Genomic DNA, 16,466 nt, shown 5'->3' on the forward strand with positions numbered 1-16,466 from the left:
ACACCAGGAACGAGAACGGCCCTCCCCACGAATAGTGAGGGCCGTTCTACTGGGGGCTACTTCTTCCCGCGACCGGCGCCGTTGCGCGTTGGGTCGGGTCGGGTCGACGAGCTGGTAGCTCTGTCCGGCAACCGGCAACCGGCAACCGGCAACCGGCAACGGGCAACCGGCAACGGGCAACCGGCATCGGCGGCAGCGGGTTGCCCCGCTTGCTCGTGCGCTCCGCCACCGTCACCGCCATGCAGACCGACGATGCGGCACTGATTGCGCCCGGGGGGTGGGGGTGCCGGGGTTGTGCATCAGCTTCAAGGCCTTCTCTCTGCGAAAGATCGGCCGCGGGTCTGGGGTTCCCTCCCCAAGCTCTACGGAGCCGTTCGGTAGCCGATCCCTTTGTGGAACCCCTGGTGCTTCTGGTGATACTGTACGACGCGTAAGCCGCAACGTATTACAGGGCGGTCCGTAGTGAGGAGCCCCAATGCCGACGATCACCGTGCGTCTGGACGACGAGACGCGAGACGCCCTTCAATCACAGGCGGAGGGGGAGGGGGTGACCGTGAGTGACTTCGTCCGCGATCTGATCCGAACGGCGGTGGTTCCTATCCGTGAGGAAGACGAACGTGACGGTTACACACCGGACTCGATGACGGCGAAGGAGCGTCATGTGCTGTCGCTGCTTCACCGGATCCTGGCGCGGGTTCTTCCGGCTGATGCAAACGATGTCGACGGTGACGCTGAGTACCAGCTCGAGCGGGCCAAGGTGTTGGAGGCGGGGTTCACTCAGGAGTACTGGACCGAGTACGCCGGCATCGCCCCTGAGCTCAGTAAGCGCGATGCCAAGTTCGTCATGGACGTCCTGGACATGTTCCGAATGATCGATTACAGCGTCGCGGAGCTGCAGAAGACGGACCAGTTCGACGAGGAGCTCGTCAACGCTCTCCGGTTCCGTGGCTTCGACCACAATGATCCGCTGGAGTCGAAGATGGCGAACTACGTCGAGTTCCTGGTCGGCGATGGGCGCTGGGAGGAGCGGGCGGACTTCCTGAACGGGCCTGAGCGTGGCAACTCGCACCATCCGATGATCGACACCTACTCGCGGATGCTTGCCGAGTACCGGCGCATCCGAGAGGAACAGGCAAGGAGGCCAGCGAAGGGTCGCGTGCACCGTCGGCTCCGCGATGAGGATCTGCTCGCTCTCCGGGCCGCCCGTATCCACCCCGACAACCGCTGATTCGTCGTGCGTGCCGGAGACGCAGGAGGGACCCTGGCTCTCCGGCCAGAGCTGTGGGCCGCGGACATGCAAGAGCCGGTGCTGATCAGGATCAGCACCGGCTCTCGAGGGGGTTGTTACATCAGTACAAGTTCGCGAACTTCGTTCCGCTCGGGGTCCACAGTTTGGATCCGGTGACCCTCCTGCGTCTCATCATCGATGAACTTGTACACGGAGATTGCCCGGCGGACGGCCTCAGTGAAGGAGATCCCACGCTGGTCAGCGATCTCCTTCAGCGCTTCAGCCGTCTCAGCGTTGAGGTTCACGTTCAGCCGAACAAGCTGCTCGTTCGCGCCCTTGGCGCGAGGCTTTCGGCGGGCGGTGGTCTTGGTGGACGTTTCGGAACTCATCGCGTAGTCCCTCTCCAGGGGTGGGTGGCTCGGTCGTGGTGATGGGCTTCGGGTAGCCCGGCGGGTGGGGCTCCTAGGTCAGCCCCAAGTCCGACAGGTTGAGCAGGTGTCCATACCCTGCTCGGTTGGTCGGGTGCCGTCGCGGCTGCGACGGGCTTCCTGCGGCCGTGAGAAGCAGCCCGGCTGCAGGTGCTGACCGTCAGCGGTGCTGACGATCCTTCCTCGAGTTCGGGGAGGGTCCGGACCCGAAGGTGTCAAACCAGTTATACACACATCGTACGCACTGTCCACACATTTTCGCTGTGCGCGTCACGTACCTGAGGTACCCTGAAGCCATGCGATAGCCCACCCACCAGCTCGCAACGGACCACGAGGACTCCATGACAACACAGACTGCTCGCAAGCAGATGCCCGAGGCGCTGCTTGCAGCCATCAAGCGGTTCATGGACGACCAAGACGTCGACCGCGTCGACGTGCGCCGCTCCGGGCTCGAGGAAGAACCGGAAGACGACGCACTGACCTTTCGGCACGTCATGTCCGACAATGAGCTGCCGCAGAGCTCGTCCTTGAACTCCGGTGCGTTCATCACTGCTACCGTCCCACAGGCAGACGCGTGAGCACCCCGCGCGACGGATCTCGTTCAGGTAACGCTCCTGAGCAGAGCGTTGCGCCCGAGCTCAGCGATGCGAACGTTGACGACGTCACGCCCTCCGATGTGCTGACGGAGGATCTGGATCCTGACGCCCTACGCGATTTTCCGTGGGGATACGACCACGGCTTCCGGCTCCGTCGGCCAAAGCCATACCGCAAGGATGAGCACGACGCCATCACCCGCCGATGGCTGGCCTTCTGGGTGCTCGGCATTGTTTCCGTGCTCTACGGCGCCGCGGTCGTCGGCATGCTCTGCCATTGGATTGATGTAGAAGAACTTGGTCGAGTCGCTCTCGTGCTCGGACCGATCCAAGCCCTCGCCGCCGCTGTGCTTGGCTTCTACTTCGGGCGCGACAACAAAGCCTGAACGTGGCAGCTGTAAGTCGATTCGTACCGTACATCACGGACGCCGTGCTCCCCGAAGCGCGCGATCACCTCCCGCACGACGCGGAGGCCAGGCTCACCGCGGCAGATGTTGATCGCTTCGTCAGTGCGACCGCCGATGCGCCAAATACTCGTATGGCTGTGCTCGGTGTGCTCAGGGCGCACAGTTCGAACGGCGCCGAGGTCGGCGTCTCTGTCACCGCGCTGTTGGTCTCCGTGCTTGGCGTGACGTTCAACCTGTTGAGTATCGCCGCGCAGCCAGGCGGATGGTGGCAACTCATCCCGATCCTCGAGGCAATCGGGATCATGGTCGTCGCCTCTCTGTTCGTCCGTGTCGCCGTCGCGGCCCACGTGCGCAAGATGACCGCCGTGACGTGGCTAGGGGCTTATGAAGACGCGCTGACCCGCTCGTTCGACAAGGCGGCTCCGCCTCGCACCTGGCTCGGCCGTTTCGGCGTCGGCCGCTGAAGCAGAGGGCCACCATCGCAGCACAGGCATGCCGCAATGGTCCAAGCTGCTCGTACGCTTGACGGCATGGCCCGGACCCCGACCCCTACGCAACAGCGCAACAGCTTCTCCGAAGGCTTCGCGCTCGGTCTAATCCTCAACGGACGCCGGTCTCTGCCATACAACAAGATCGACATCGATCTCGCGGTCACCGCAGCGTTCCGGAACTGGCCTCACGCCGGCGCCTTCCCGCAGATCAAGACAGATCTGCGCGGCCTTGACGGCGTGCACGCCATGACCCGAGTCGACGAGCGCAAGCAGACCTCCGCGTTCTACTGGGACCAATCCGGCCCGGAACTGACGATTGTGAGCCGTGACTGCACCTGGTCAGTAGAGGACTCTGACGACGTCTCCCACGCCGTACGGGTCGTCAGTGATCTCGTACCGCAGGCGGGATGGCAGATTCTCGCCGAGGAGTTCTTGATCCGCTTCGAGCGGTAGTACCGGCGCCGCGGTCCCAGACTGAGCGCCAACAAGGGAAGCGATCGCGCGGCTCGAGTCGGAAGGACTCGTCGAGATGGCCGCCAACCGGTACACCCGCGTTGCGGGACTCTCCGGGGCTGCGCATGACGAGGCGGCAGCTCTCCTCGACGCACTCCACTCCGCCGCAATCGCGAACGCCGACGCCGCGCCAGCAACCGCGCGGAAGGCTGCGGCGAAGCTTGGACGCGACGCGGCTGACGCACTCGCGGCACACGATCTCGCTGCTTACCGCGCCCTCCTTGATGCAGTCGGCGCGCTCGTCGTTGCGCAAGGGAACGCCTTGTATGCGGCAACGGAGCGAGCGGTGCGCGGCCGGGTGGCCTTCCATGCAGCTGCCGAGGATGCCCACGTCGACTGGGACGCCGCTAGAAGGACGGCGGACGCACTCGCCTCGCTCTAGCCACCTTATTGGGGGTATTGCGTTCATCAGTGCGCATCGTGGCTGTCCGCTGAGCGCGGGTCTATGCATCGGTGCGATGGCGTGTTCTACTTCCTCTCGGATCGGCCGGGGCGGCTGATTTCTGGTTAGGGGAGTGGCATGCGTCGTCGCATCGCGTTGTCTGTTCTGGTCTCGTCGGCCGTGGTCGGGAGTGCGCTGGTCGCAACGCCGGCCGTCGCTGCGGGGGAGCCGTGGAACACGGTGTTCACCCCGCCGGCGTCGGCGGATCACAACGCGATCCCGGCGATCGATGCGCCTGATGTGCCGTGGAAGCCGGGTGCGACGAGCTCCAGTACGTCCGGCTCGGCGAAGTCACGTGTCGCGTCCCCGCAGGTCGCAACCGCGACGGTCGGAGCGCCCGGGCTTGGCTCGTTGCCGTACTTCTCGTTCGACAAGACGGAGCTGTCGCTCGATGAGGTTGCGCAGGTGAACCTCGGCAACGGGAACCTGCTCCTCACCGGGAACGACGGTGTCCTGAACGGTGCGGGCCTGGCGCTCCGTAACGACCGGTTCTACAACGGCCTGTCCTCGAGCGCTGGCTCGTTCGGCGGTGGTTGGTCGTCGTCACTGTCCCAGGGGGACGTGGGCCTGAAGACCGATTCAACGTCGGCGACGTTCACCGGCCCGAACGGCTTCTCCGCGAAGTTCACCCTCTCGGGTAGCACGTACACGGCGCCGAAGGGGTTCAACGCGACGTTGACGTCGGACTCGTCGTCGACGGACAAGCGGTACACGCTGCAGTACAACTCCTCGGGTGAGAAGCTCACCTTCTCCGACCAGGGGTGGATTACCACCGACACCGACCGCAACGGCGTCGGGTCCACGTACTCCTACGACGCGAACAACCGTGTCAAGACGGTGTCGACCGCGTCGGGCCGGCAGTACACAGTGAACTGGTCCGGTGGCACCCCGGCGCAGATCACGTCGGTTGCTGACTCGGCGGGCCGGAACGTGCAGTACGACACCGACGCGTCTGGTCGGCTGGTGAAGGTGACCAAGCCGGACGGCAACACCGAGCAGTACACGTACGACTCCACTGGCCGGGTCGCGACGGCGCAGTTCCCGTCGGGCAACAGCAACGGCGACATCGTCTTCACGTTCGGCTACGACACCTCCAACCGTGTCACGACGATCACCTCCGCGCAGACGTCCGCGCCGTCGACGACGCTGTCCTCGAGCACCTACACGTACGCATCCGGGACGACGACGGTGAAGGACGGCAACGGCAACACCGCGACGTACACGATCGACTCCTCCGGCCGCGTGAGTGCGGCGAAGGACGCGCTCGGTCGCAGCAAGTCGCAGACGTGGACCGCGAACAGCGACATCCAGACCACCACCGACGCGCTCGGGTCCGGCCAGACCGCCGGCAACGTGACCACGTACTCGTACGACCAGCTCAACAACGCCACCGGAGTTTCCTACCCCACCGGTGCTGCAGCGTCCGCGACCTACGCGCAGGGCACCTCGTGCCCGACCGCCGGGTCGGGGAATCCGAACCTGCCGAAGTGCTCCTCGGATGACGCTGGCAACAAGAACCAGTTCACCTACGACACCGCCGGGAACCTGACCGGTACGACCAGTACCGACAAGAGCGGCAACGGGGCGGTCTCGCAGTCGTTCACGTACGAGAAGAGCGACCGCAGCGTCTGCGGTGGCTTCGCTGGTCAGAAGTGTTCCGCGACGGATGGCCGTGGGAAGAAGACCACGTACAGCTACGACACGTCCGGGAACCTCACCGCGGTGACTCCGCCGGCACCGCTCGGCGCGACGACGTACGCGTACGACTCCCTCGGCCGCGTCACCAGCGTGACGGACGGCAACAACAAGACCACTACGTTCACGTACAACTCTCGCGACGCGGTGCAGCAGCAGACCTTCGCCGGCGGTGCGACGTTCAACACCAGCTACTACCAGAACGGCCTCACCTCCCAGCAGGTCGACTCCGCGACCGGGCAGACGAACTCGTCCTACGACGGGCTCGGCCGGCTCCTGAGCAAGACCGGCCCGGCTTCGGGGCAGTCAGAGGCGTACACGTACGACAAGGTCGGCAACATCACCGGCTTCACCGACGCCAACGGCAAGGTCACCTACGGCTACGACGCGGCGAACCAGCTCACCACCATCACCGAACCCGGCGGCTCCTGCACCACCGGAACCACCGCACCCGCAGCATCGTCCGGTTGCGTGAAGCTTGCCTACGACAACAACGGCGCGGAAACGTCCCGCACCTTCCCCGGCGGCGCGAAGGTCGCCACCACCCGCGACACCTCCGGCCGCGCCACGCGCATCCTCGCCACCGCAGCAGGCACCTCCACGGCATCAGTGGACATCGCGTACTCGTACGGTGTCGGCGGATCCACGGCGAAGGCAGACGACCGGCTCAACGTCCAGTCGCGGACGTCGACCAAGGAACAGGGCATCACAGCTGGCGCGAAGACCACGTACACGTATGACAGCCTGAAGCGCCTCACGAAGTCTGCGGAAACGTCCGGTTCGACGAACACTGCAACCTGGTCCTACGGGTACGACGCCGCCGGCAACCGCACCTCCCAGGCCACCTCCGGATCGACGATCACCGCGAAGTCGTCGACCTACACATACAACGACGCCAACGAGCTCACCGCCGCAACCGGCGACACCTCCACCTGGACCTACGACGCCGCCGGAAACTCCACCAAGAGCGGCGCAACCGGACAGACCTACACGATCGACCAAGGCCGCGGTGCGATCACCGCGATCGACTCGAGTAGCTACACCGCGTTCGGGCAGGGTAACGACCAAACGCTGACACGATCCGCGTCTGGCACGTCCTACACAAACACCTCGCTCGGGCTCTCCTCCGAAACCACCAGCAGTGGCACCACCGCCTACACGCGCAGCCCGTCCGGCGACATCGTCTCAGCCCGGAGTGGCTCGACGCGCCTCTACTACGTGCTCGACTCCCTCGGGTCCGTCGTCGGCGTGTTCGGCGCCACCGGCACCTACACCGGTGGTTACTCCTACACCCCGTACGGCGAGCTGCGTTCTGCGACGAACAACGCGACGATCACCGCAAACAGCATCCGCTACGCCGCCGGCTACTGGGACACCAGCGTCAACCTCTACCGGTTCGGGGCGCGCTACTACGACCCGACAATCGGTCGCTTCACCCAGTACGACCCCTCCGGACAAGAAGCCAACCCTTATGTGTACGGCGCGGGCGACCCTATCGGAAGTGCCGATCCGTCTGGGTTGAAGACACAGCGCCTGCTCAACGACGGAGACTCCGAACTCGTCGGGGCAGCGGCTGGTGCTGTTGTGACATTGGGAGTGACTGCAGTGGGATGCACTCTGGGCCCCTTGGGATGCGCAGCTGGCGGCTTCGTCGGCGGGGTTGTGGGATCTGGCATCGGTGCTGGGACCACTGCCGCCCTTGAAGGGAAGCCGACTCGAAAGCCGACTCTCGACGGCTTCCGCACTGGCTTGGTCAGTGGACTAGTGACAGCAGGCTTAGGGCGCTACTTCGGGCCAACAGTCATCAAGGGCTAACCTCAACGCATGAAGACCGCCCTGGTTATCCGACTAATCGTCGCTATCGTATTCAGCGCGTTCTTCCTGCTCCTGGCAGCCGCGCTTACCAGGAACTTCGTACAGCACACTGGTGCTCCTGCCGGATTAGCGATCCTGGCTCTCATCATGGTTGCATGCGGGTTCGTGGCCGTGATATTTTGGAGACAAGTTGCTCGGCAAGTCCGCCGAAAGCGCAGCCGCAACGATGAACTCAGCTGAGAAGAATCGAAGCGAGGATTACCTCAGGCTTCGCTTGAAGGCTTCGAGCTGCTCGCGAGCGGTTGCAGCTTCTTCTCCCGGCCACACAGATTCCAACCACGCTGCTTGATCACGAGCTATTTGCGGGGGTGTCAAACCATTGCCATAACGCTCAAGCAGCTCGCTCACGGCAAGCTCTAGAGCCTCTCTCGAAATCGGCTTGCCCGCATCTGCCGATAGCTCGATCGAGCGCCCCCCGAGGCCCAAATCAGGTGGACACGATCCCGATGCTGCGGCTGCAGGCCAGGCTGCACGCCGTGACGCGTTTCGGGCTCGACGGTTACGAAGTGAACGGGCTGCTGTCCACCATGACACGAGCCCAGCATGCGCCACCATCCTGGAGGTGTATCACCAAACCTTCAGCGCGGTAAGTACAACCCGGAGCTCCAAGCTGACATAAGATACATTATCGGCTAGCTTCTTTGTCAGATGTCGAGTGCCGGCGGCACCAGCTTCGCGGAGCCGAGGGGCATGTATGGCGGGCAATAGCGGCCGCACACGGACAGGGGTTCCGGCACCGCACATCTGATCGTCCCGTCCTGCACGATCAAACCAAGGCTCGAGGGTGCCGACTATCGCCCAGCGAAGGCGCCGGCGGCGCTAACGATGTTGCCGACGCTTACTCGGCGCTGCCGGAGTACCCATAATGACGGCGCGGGCGTGGCAGACCGCGTCCGCCACACCCGCGCCGTCGCAGGTCAGTTCCAGGTCGCGCCGACGGCGTTCTGGTACCCCTTGCCGGGCGTCGTGGCGTCGCTCGATGGTGTCCCGACATAGCCTCGTCCGCTGACGTCGTGGAGCTCGGTCTTGACCGTCACCCGCCCGGTACAGGCCGGATCAAGTGAGAGCGTATGCGTCGCGGTGGCGGTGTAGTGGTGAGTGCGCTCGTCGATCGTAAGCGGGTAGTCCTGCACGAGGCGGGTCTCGCAGAAGCTCGCATCCGTCGGGCTGGTGCGTTGCGCCGCGAAGATCCGAACGGTTGCCTTGAACGGGATCGTCGTGTTTAGAGCGGGGGCTGTGGCGCCGGCCGGCCAGCACGCGTACGTGTCGACTTTGTAGGCGCAGGTCGACAGCGGAACGCTCGCGGTGACGTTCACTGACGTTGTCCCGGCGGCAGGGAACGCGTCGAGCTGGGAGGTTAGTAACCCCTGTCGCGGATGCGTCGTCGGCAGTCAGTTAGGTTTTCGGAGAGCGCTTTCTGATATCCGGGTAAAGATCGGAGAAATTTTCATTGACAAGTTTCTCAACCGTGACTGGGTCGGTTTCCCAAACGCATGGGTACTCTCGCAGGAACTCGTGAACGAGAACGGGGTCACTGAGCAGCCCGGCCATCTGATCAGGAAATCCCTCACCATCGAGTGACGGCAAAGCACGATGTCCCGGCAGGTGAAGTACGAATCCGCCGTCGGGCGGTTCTCCGAAAGTCTCCAGCCAGACATATTCGTTCGACGAGATTATTTTGCCGACAAGTCCATCTGTGGGCCAACCATTTTCATAAGATGGGAGCCCATTCGGGTAGTCAGTAAAAGACATGGTAGCTCCTTCTGATGTGCTGGGTGCCGAGGTTGTAACTGTGCCCCTTACGCGGATCATAGGAGTAGCGGCTCCAGCGTTTCCTGCCTCGCAAGAAGCCGCGACCATGCCCGGATCTCTCCCATCGGGCTCCCCTTCCGGCCCAGACTCGTCCAGCGATCCGGGCCGAACGGAGAGTCCCTCGTTGTCTACCCAAGGCTGCGGCATTACGCGCGTATCGGTGGGCGCGGTACAAAATGCGCCCTGCGCCTGCGACGTCTCGACTGAGCGAGTACGCGGCTCTGCCTGCGCGAGCGACCTTGAAGCCGAGGGAGACTGCGCGTATGCCGACGCCGATTACCGCTCCGCCCGGGATGAACATGAGCGCAATGGACGCAACATCCGCAACTAACCACCAGTTGACCTTCCGGTACCACGCTCGGTTTCCGTCGAGGTCGAAGCCATTGATCGGATCATTGACGTACGCGTAGTCGTTGTCGGTTCCCCCTTCGACGGGATCGACCTGAAGGAATCGCCCGAGTGCTGCGACGTACTGTCGTGCTCCCATCTCAATCGTTGCGATGGAGCTGAGGTGTTCGGTGAGCTTCTGGTGTTGTCCGAGCCAGCCGTAGTCGGCGTTGCCTTGCTGCGTGTCAAGGCCAGTTTGGTTCGCGGTGGTGGTGCCGAACAGCCCGGTGGTTTGGTCCATCGTCTGCCCGAACGGGTCGTACACCGGCAGGGGCGTCGCAGCGCGCTGGCCCGTGGCATCGGTGGTGGCGATAACGTCGCCGTGGATGTTCGGGTAGGACCAGACCGCCTCGCTGCGGCGGTACTCGACGGTGACGCCGCCTGCCAGTGGGAGATCCCATTCGGCGAGCTTCGATGAGCCGTCATAGACGAAGTCGGGGGTGTCGCCGTCGCCGGTGAACCCGTACCGGGTGACAGCCTTGGTGCCGTCGGCTGCTTGTTCGGTGCGTTGCACGATCCGATTGCTCGCGTCGCGGAGGTAGGTCACCTTGGAACCGTCATCGAGGGCGGTCTGCACGTGCCGGTCTTGGCCGTCGTAGCCAAGCATTTCATCCGCGAGACGGGTCGTGTTCCCGTGGGCGTCGTAGGCTAGCTGGTCGGGGCTCAGGGACTGGTTCACCGGCGTTGCACCGGTCACCGGGTTGGTGACCGTAGTGCCGATGAGCCTGTCGGCGGCGTCGTAGCAGGACTCGACCTGCGTTGCAGCGCCGACCGATTTGCCGGCGGCGTCGAGGAGCTGGTCGGACGAGGACGTGCGGTTGCCGTTCTTCCCCGCGGTGCCGACGGCCCCGGCCTGGGTGCAGGACGACGGTCCAAATCCGTAGGTCAGCTGGTGCCGTGGGACGGTCGCGGCGACGAGGCGTCCTACGGTGTCGTAGGAGTATGTCGACACGTTGGTGGTCTGCCCATTGACGATGGTGTCCTGCAGGATGCTGCCGGACTGTGACCGGATCACCTGATCACTGATCTTGGGCTGATTGTTCGGGAACGACCACGTGAGGCCGGTCAGCTCTCCTGCATTGTTTCGAATGAGAGTCGCGGAGGTGCCGTTACCGCCATTGCCGTCCCCTGCCGGATACGCCACCGAGGTGACCTCGCCCTGCTGGTAGGTGGGAACCGTCACGACCTTTCCGTCGGCGGTGGCTTGGGTCACCTTCGAGTCAATGTCGTACGACTGCCCGGTTGTGTGCTGCACGCCGTCCGGAGTGACCGCGGTCGCGGAGGTGACGCGACCGGCGCCGTCGTAGCTGGTCGTGGTGGTCGTTCCCCACACGTCGACGTACTTCACGACCTGGCCAAGCAGGTTCGAGGTGGTGGTGATCTTGGACCCGTTCGGGGACCCTGCCACGCTGTCGTCTGAGACAACCGTGGTGAGGCCGTCGTCGGAGAACGAGGTGGTCTCGGTGGATCCCGGCTGGCCGTTGAACGAGGAAATGGTGTCCTTCACGTCGCGGCCACGGGCGTCATAGAAGGTGCAGGACCAATCATCATCACCGAACTGCTTGGTGCCGGCGGTGCGGCCCCAGATGTCGTAGATGTACGACGTGGTGACCGCGTTCCCGGTCGCCGGGGCGGCGCCGGTAGTGGTCTTCAGCTGCCCGTATTGCTGGGTTGCGACGTCGACGCCGCAGATCTGCCCGTCCGTGGTGCCATAAGCGTCCTTGACGGTCTGCGTGTCGCCGAAGTACGTGTTCGTCGACGCAGCTGCTGCTTGTGCGGGAAGGGTGCGGGTGAGCTGTCGGAGGTATCCGGTGTTCTGCGGTTCGTAGGTTGCGGTCTCCTTCAGTGCCAGCCCGGCGGGGTCGGTGATGGTGGCGTTCGACATGCCCAGCCAGGGCTTGTCGAACACTGTTGCGGTCGTCGACGAGCTGATCTGCGATGCGCTGATGCCGGTAATACCGGTTGGCGCCTGGTCGTCGGTCTTCGACGTCGTTTCGAGGCCGTAGTCCGGGGTGAGTGCGGAGCCCGGGATCACGGTGGTGGTGCCGCCGTTGATTTTCCACTCGAGGACGAGGGATGCGTCGACGGTGACTTCCCGGTACTGCAGCCGGATCTTGACTGACTGCCCCTTCTTCAGTGTGACCGTCTGTGTGCCCGCGGTCTCGGTCGCGGAGTGGGGCCCCCAGTCATCGATCAGCGGGAGGTCGTCAACCCACAGCTGGGCCCCGTCGTCGGACTTCGTCAGGAACGTGTACGTGCCGTCCTGTGGAGCGGTGACGAGGCCGGTGAGACGGACGGAGAAGTTGTCCGTGGTGAACCCAGCGCCAGCGGCAGCGGGGCTGCCCTTGGCCCATGTTTGGTTGATGGATCCGTCGCTGTTGCCGACGCCAAGCCCATACGACTTTGGTGCGCCGGCGAGGCGGTCGTTGTCGTACCAGGTCGCATTCAGTCCGCGCAGCGGGTTCCCGGCGGCGTCCTGGTCGTACCCGGTGGAGGTGTGCGGGGTGGTTGCTGCGCACGCGGCGGTTGGGGTGAGGTTGGCTTGGAAGCAGGACGTCGGTGCGGGCCCGTAGGTGTCGGTCGGGCGGTCCTGCGCGTTGTAGATCGTGGTCGACATCCGACCCTGCGGGTCGGTGGAGGACAGCAGCTTGTCCCGCTCACCCCACACTTGGGACGAGGTCAGGCCGGATGGGCTGGTGGTGGTCAGCTGCCGCCAGGCGTCGTCGTACGTGACTGTTTCCGCGTGCGTGCCGGAGGGCAGCCCGAGTGCGGGAACGTCGACGGAGGAGGTCTTGTCGCCGTAGGTGAAGGTCTTCACCGGGCGGGACGCCGCTGTGACGCCGTCCGGGGCGGGCAGGGTCACCGAGGTGGCCTTGCCGTCCGCGTAGGCGATGGTGGTTGCAGAGTTCGTGTCGACTGTGCGGGTGGTGTCTGCGGCGAGCCAGTCGTTCGCGGTCGCATCGCGGAGCAGGGTGAGCTTGCCGGCGTCGTAGCCGAAGTCGGTCTGCTCGTTGCCCGGGTCGAGGATCCGAGAAAGGTTGCCGTTGCCGTCGTAGAACAGCTGCGTGGTGTCCTGCTTTCCGGCCACGTGGCTGGGGTAGACGATCCGGCACAGCATGTTCGCAGGGACCTGACCGAAGCCGGACGGGACCGGGCACGCGGCGCCGGTGGAGTCCGTGTCCGCGGCGCTGAGGCCGATGTCGGTTGCCTTATCGCCGGCGTACGCGAACCGGATCTGCCGGTTGTAGGAGCCGTCCTGTTGCTTCGACAGCGGGTCGGAGATGCGGTCGATGATCCCGGTGCCGCCACGGTAGGTGGAGAACGGGGCGGCGCGCTTGATCGCATCGCCGGCGCTGGTGACCGTGGCGACACGACCGGCGGCGTTGAACACCGTCACGGTTCCGTCGTCGTCGGTGAAGGTGACCTGACCGGACTGGTCGAGCGCGACCTGCCCGTACTCCCCTGCCGGCGCCTTGTACCCGGTAGCCGATCCGGTTCCTCCGGTGCGGGTGTAGGTGTGGGCGGTGCCGGTGGTGTCGGTCAGGACGACCGTGTTCTCGGCGACGCGGGCGCTGGCCCAGTCGCCGCTGTCACCCTCAAGAGCAGTGGAGGCACCCCACCCAGCGGGTAGCGATTCGACCTGGCGGGAGAACCAGTCCGACGGGACCAGTTTCGTCACTCCGTCGGCACCTGTGTAGGACAGGGAGATGCTCGCGCCGCCGGTGTGGTCGAAGTAGTCCAGCTGGAACGGCACCGCCTTCGTGCTGGGCGTGATCGACGAGGACGTGTCGGTGGCGTTCGACACCGCCCACTTGTCGAGGATCTTCGCGTTGTTCACCCAGAGGCGGACACCGTCATCGTGGGCGACGCTGAACGTCATCGGACCGGTGACATCTGCGGGAACCGTGATGAATCCGTTCCACCGGACGAGGAAGTCGTTGCTCGGCACTGCCGGGCCCGGGGAACCCGCGCTCCAGTCGAACGACGGCGACGGATCGGTCCGCACCAGTACCGGGCTCTTACCGGTGAACGAGTAGTCGGGAGCAGCACCTGACGCGGGGGTGTCGTCGTAGTAGGAGCCAGTAAGCCCGCCGAAGGAAGCCTGCTGCGAGTTGTAGCTGAACGCCATCCCCATGTCGCCCCCGAGGGTCGACACGGTCGGGGACGAGAACCGCATGCCGACGTTGCCGTTAGCGAGGTTCACCGTCACCGGACCTGCCGTGTCGGTCGGTGCGGGGCCTGCTTCGCCGATCCGCTGGTTCACGACCAGCTGGTTCTTCCACACCACCGGCGGCTTGTCGTAGGTGTCGTCAGTGCGGACGGTCCACGTGTACGAGCCACCGTCGTGGAGGCTGTTTGCCGGCACGGCCCACGTGATCGGTGCGCCGCTGGTGGGGGTGAACCACCCGGAGGACACCACGGTGCCGGAGCTGGCGTCAGTACCGGTCGCGATGGTGAAGTTCACCTTCACGGGGTCACCATCAGCGTCCGTGATCGACGGGATCGTCAGCTTCGGGGTCAGCGTGGTGACTGTCACGCCGTCCGCCGGGGCCGCGCCGCTCTGCGTCGAGACGGCGGCATTGTTCGTGGTGAAGGAGTAGACGGCGGAGTCGTCCTTCGTCGACGTGCCGTGCACGCCGTCGTAGCCGTCGCGGACGAAGCCCTTCCAGTAGTACTTCGTGCCCGGCTTCAGCGTTCCCCACGGCACCTGCACCGTCTGCGCACCCCAACCCGAGTCCCATACCGTTCCTACGTCAGGGTTGCTGTTGGTGCTGACGTGGTACGCGTAGTCGAGTCCGGTCTTTTCCGGGTCTGTCCCGCCGATCGCAAGCTTCGGCGCGAGCGGACCCCGCTTGCCGTTCGCGGGAGACGGGGCGATCGCAGCACCCGCGGTCGGGAAGTCCTTGTAGTCGACGATGAGAGCCGCGTCGAGAGTCTTGTAGGTGTACGCGCCGGCGGTCTCCTGCCCGCGGAGTGCCAGGTAGTTGCCGCTGGAGCGGCTTCGCACCCAGGACGCGATCTGGTCGGCGACCCCGGAACCTCGAGCGGACCCGGAGGACGTGATCGTCCATCCGCTGAGGTTGGTGCCGACACCGCCGTAGTTGAATGCCGTCCCGACGTGCACCGAGCCGGTGTAAGAGTCCGTGGTTCCGGCGTCGTGCAGGTACCCGTCGACGCGGGCGTTGATGACCTGCTTACCGAACACCTGCTCGTAGTTGAAGTGCGTCACGGTGCGCCAGTACTTGTCGCCGCCGTCACGGGAATTGCCGACACGGATGACACCGTCAGTGATCGACGCACCGTCCGACTTGTAGGCGTGCTGGTCGTTCGACCACGACACCGCTGACGTCGGGTCCACGTGCACCGGGAACACCCGGGCCGGGTCGGCAAGCCAGGAACGGTTGGGGGACATCGTGATTGTCCACCCGTCACCGTCTGCCGCGAGCGTCGTGTTCACAGCGGTCTCGGCAGGCTCCCGTACGTTCTGCACGCCGGAGGAATCGAACATCTGCGGCTGCGGGATGGCGAACTCGACCTTGCCGGCGTCCGAGCGGAAGACCATCGTCCCGTCGGCCTCGGTCGTGGCAGCGAGACCCTTCCCGGTCACGTGCCATGTCCACGAATCACGCGCCTTCGTCGGCAGCGTCGCGAGGACGAGTTCTTCCTTCACGGTCCCGTTGGTGACCGTGTAGTGCAGGTCGGTGTCGGGGAAGACGTTTCTGTAGGTGACTTCGTCGCCCGCGCCGCCCTTGTTCGTGTGCGTCAACGGGCTGTCCGCTGCGTCCTCGAGCGTGTACGCCAGCGTGAAGCCATCGTGCTGCATCGACAGGACGTTCGGGTCAGCGGCGTTCTCGCCGAAGACCGGATCCAACGGGTGGTTGTCCACAACGCCAGCACCCGAGGAGGTCACGTCGACGTCGGTGTTCACCGGGACCCAATTGCCGTCGTCGTTCTTGACGTTCTGCGGGGTCTGCGAGATCACCGCGGTGTTGGTGCCGTCAGCGTTCTTGTAGGTGTCCTTGAACGTCGACTGACCGACAAGCTTGGACGTGTCCGGGTCGAACGGAGACGCAGGAGCTGACATGACCACTTCGTCATCGCCGAGCTCGGCCGTCCGGTCAGCGGAGGTCGCCTTCGGCGCCTGTTCGTACGAAATCGCAGGAGCTGCCACCTGACCGTCCGGCACGGTCGGCTTCGGCACTGAAATCGCGTTGGACACCACCGGCGGCAATGCAGTCACCGGCCGGTCCTCCACCGGCGCAGCCTGCGCTGGCGCAGCCACGAGTACCTCAGCGACCAATGCGATCGACGTCACAACCGCAGCGAACCCACCGGCTCGCGAAAGGCGTCCCAACAACTGGGGCTCCACTCAACCCAGCACGCTCCCGCGCGCATCCCCGCTCCCCCTAGGAAGCACGAGCCTGACCATAGACACAGCCACACACTCTCGACGTGACCCTCGAACGAGGGGTCCAGTTGAACTGGGGGACGAGACAAAACAGCCGTGGGGCTAGATAGCAAGAAAAGTAGACGAAATCGTTCACCCTTGGAACCAGTTAAGGGTTACATATGTCCATTATGAAGATGCGCTCAG

General features: G+C 64.6%; 11 protein-coding genes. 8 read left to right on the top strand and 3 right to left on the bottom strand.

All coding sequences use genetic code 11. The annotated features are described in order from the left end of the window. The first annotated feature begins 475 nt into the window (after positions 1–475). Positions 476–1,228, top strand: coding sequence for a YfbU family protein (locus tag QUG92_RS15785; RefSeq protein WP_289459916.1), 753 nt, complete (start codon positions 476–478; stop codon positions 1,226–1,228). Positions 1,229–1,344: 116 nt separating this feature from the next. On the opposite strand, the gene QUG92_RS15790 is transcribed toward QUG92_RS15785, so the two are convergent. After that, positions 1,345–1,617: a ribbon-helix-helix protein, CopG family gene (locus QUG92_RS15790; protein ID WP_289459917.1), complete on the bottom strand. Its 273-nt coding sequence runs from the start codon at positions 1,615–1,617 to the stop codon at positions 1,345–1,347. Positions 1,618–1,997: 380 nt separating this feature from the next. Between QUG92_RS15790 and QUG92_RS15795 the strand changes: the two genes are divergently transcribed. From QUG92_RS15795 to QUG92_RS15825, 7 genes are all read left to right on the top strand, one after another. Further along, complete coding sequence (locus tag QUG92_RS15795; RefSeq protein ID WP_289459918.1) at positions 1,998–2,234, top strand: hypothetical protein; 237 nt, start codon at positions 1,998–2,000, stop codon at positions 2,232–2,234. Continuing rightward, on the top strand, positions 2,231–2,635 hold the full coding sequence (locus tag QUG92_RS15800) for a hypothetical protein (RefSeq protein ID WP_289459919.1): 405 nt from the start codon (positions 2,231–2,233) through the stop codon (positions 2,633–2,635). The genes QUG92_RS15795 and QUG92_RS15800 overlap by 4 nt, the downstream gene beginning before the upstream one ends. A gap of 44 nt (positions 2,636–2,679) precedes the next feature. After that, positions 2,680–3,120, top strand: a complete 441-nt coding sequence (locus QUG92_RS15805; RefSeq protein WP_289459920.1) for a hypothetical protein — start codon at positions 2,680–2,682, stop codon at positions 3,118–3,120. A gap of 66 nt (positions 3,121–3,186) precedes the next feature. Continuing rightward, the gene (locus QUG92_RS15810) at positions 3,187–3,600 is read left to right on the top strand and encodes a hypothetical protein (protein ID WP_289459921.1); all 414 of its coding nucleotides are present in this window, start codon (positions 3,187–3,189) and stop codon (positions 3,598–3,600) included. A 76-nt stretch (positions 3,601–3,676) separates the two neighbouring features. After that, positions 3,677–4,042, top strand: a complete 366-nt coding sequence (locus tag QUG92_RS15815; protein ID WP_289459922.1) for a hypothetical protein — start codon at positions 3,677–3,679, stop codon at positions 4,040–4,042. Positions 4,043–4,180: 138 nt separating this feature from the next. Further along, entirely contained in the window at positions 4,181–7,612 is a 3,432-nt protein-coding gene (locus QUG92_RS15820) for an RHS repeat domain-containing protein (protein WP_289459923.1), read from the top strand. Between the two features lie 9 nt (positions 7,613–7,621). Further along, entirely contained in the window at positions 7,622–7,852 is a 231-nt protein-coding gene (locus QUG92_RS15825) for a hypothetical protein (protein WP_289459924.1), read from the top strand. Positions 7,853–8,589: 737 nt separating this feature from the next. Here the strand turns inward: QUG92_RS15825 and QUG92_RS15830 are convergent. Continuing rightward, positions 8,590–8,988: a hypothetical protein gene (locus tag QUG92_RS15830; RefSeq protein ID WP_289459925.1), complete on the bottom strand. Its 399-nt coding sequence runs from the start codon at positions 8,986–8,988 to the stop codon at positions 8,590–8,592. Positions 8,989–9,410: 422 nt separating this feature from the next. Continuing rightward, entirely contained in the window at positions 9,411–16,187 is a 6,777-nt protein-coding gene (locus tag QUG92_RS15835; RefSeq protein ID WP_289459926.1) for a PA14 domain-containing protein, read from the bottom strand. Positions 16,188–16,466: the final 279 nt, after the last annotated feature.

Source organism: Curtobacterium citri (genome assembly GCF_030362955.1).
In the GTDB taxonomy this organism is placed as follows: Bacteria; Actinomycetota; Actinomycetes; order Actinomycetales; family Microbacteriaceae; genus Curtobacterium; species Curtobacterium citri.